1 protein-coding gene is annotated in these 1,895 nt (G+C 44.4%); it reads right to left on the reverse strand.

The features are described from left to right. Positions 1–78: 78 nt before the first annotated feature. Positions 79–1,464 carry a group II intron reverse transcriptase/maturase gene (gene ltrA, locus PPA04_RS09385; protein WP_057785067.1) on the reverse strand — a complete coding sequence of 462 codons (1,386 nt, stop codon included), beginning with the start codon at positions 1,462–1,464 and terminating at the stop codon, positions 79–81. Positions 1,465–1,895 lie beyond the last annotated feature (431 nt).

Genomic DNA, 1,895 nt, shown 5'->3' on the forward strand with positions numbered 1-1,895 from the left:
AATCGGGTAGGAGATAGTTCACACTATCGACCTCCCACACCACCGTACGTACGGAACCGTATACGGCGGTTCAACAACTTAAGCTTTTGCTTGAATAGACTGGTACAGTTTGGACAGATTTATTAGCCCGCGCTGTGCCAGTCTTTTATTAGTTATGGTCATCAACAGTGTTTTACTGTGCGCGTTGCGCCAATATCCCTTACGAGTATTGACGTAGATTTTCGCCTGTTTGGGTGTCAAGCCTAGTTTAATCAATGCTTTATAACGGGTTCCGATATTCTTCCACTGTTTCCAGATATACTGGCGGATGCGCGAGCGCAACCATTTGTCTAGTTGTTGGAGAAAGATTTTCATCTTCCCAATGGAATAATATTGGATCCAGCCCTGCATTTTCTGCTTAATTTCATGCAGAATCCTATCAAGGCTGACGCCTCGGCTTCTCTTGGTGATTCTTGTCAATTCCTGTTTAATTCTCTGTTTAGGTTTTTGATGAGGACGCGGGTAGGCGCTATTGCGTCCCACACCCAGAGAAAAACCTAGAAACTTCAGTCTTAGTGGAGAACCGACTTGCGTCTTTTCTGCATTCACTTCAACTTTGAGTCCCTTTTCTAAAAACTGGGTGATGCTTTTGAGAACCCGTTCACCCGCACGCTTACTTTTAACATAGATATTACAGTCATCCGCATAGCGTACAAATTTATGCCCTCTTCTAGTCAATTCTTTGTCCAGCTCGTTCAGATAAATATTTGCTAGTAATGGTGAAATATTGCCACCTTGCGGTGTACCTTTAGCGGACTTCTCGAAAAATCGACCATTCATAACACCACTCGTCAAGAACTTACGAATCAAATGCAAGACCCATGGCTCACTAATGTAATTTTCAACAAATTTAATTAGTAAATCATGGTTCACATTGTCAAAATATGACTTTAAATCAAGGTCGACCACGTAGTGATAACCCTGATTATAATAAGCAACCACCTTTTTCACAGCACTTTGTGCACTGCGGTGTGGTCGAAAACCATAACTATTATCTGAGAATACTTTTTCAAAAATAGGAGACAGTTGCTGTTGTAACGCCTGTTGAACCACACGGTCAACGACCGTTGGGATTCCTAACTGACGTTTCGAACCATCTGGCTTAGGAATCTCAACTCGTTTGACAGGTTGGGGTTCATAGCTTTCGGTTCGCAAGGCCTCGATTAGTTTTACGTTATTCTCTTTCAAGTATGGGCCAAGTTCCTCAACGGACATGCCGTCAATTCCTCCAGCCCCTTTATTACGCTTGACATGGACAAAGGCCCGATTTAAATTATTCCGGTCTAAGACCTTCTCACGTAATAAGCCATTTTGAGTTCTCTTTTCACCAGAAACAACGCTACGCGCTCCTGTTTGCTCTGACCCTTCCAGGGTTACCCTCCGCAGGTAGTCAGCTTTATTTTCTGTTTTCTGCGATTGTCGCATTGTTTCCACCTCCAGGATGAATCAAAATTATTGTTGTTCAGCCCTTCACCATTACTGGCTACTATGGCCTCGGCTGACTTCTGTCATGGACAACTCAACATTACTATTGAGCCTGTTCCTGCCAGAAATAACTTCCAGCTTGAGAGAACTACCATGACAGACCTCCCCGGGTAAGAGCAGTAGCTTTCGCATCAAACCGTTGGCTTTACTGTGACGGTTTCGAGTGGTCAGGGACTTCGATTTGTTAAGCAATCTCATCCCACCGTTTCCAGCCTTTTAGCCACTTCTTGTTCATCGATTCGATGTTTCGTCTAGGACTTCCTTCAGATTCTACCTCACGATAGACACCCTTGTCTTCGACTCGTGATACCGTCCACTACGGCTCACAGCGGACTTACACCGCCTAGTTACTGCCCATGCCGGGCGCACTT

Origin of the sequence: Pediococcus parvulus, assembly GCF_007990205.1 — a bacterium.
In the GTDB taxonomy this organism is placed as follows: Bacteria; Bacillota; Bacilli; order Lactobacillales; family Lactobacillaceae; genus Pediococcus; species Pediococcus parvulus.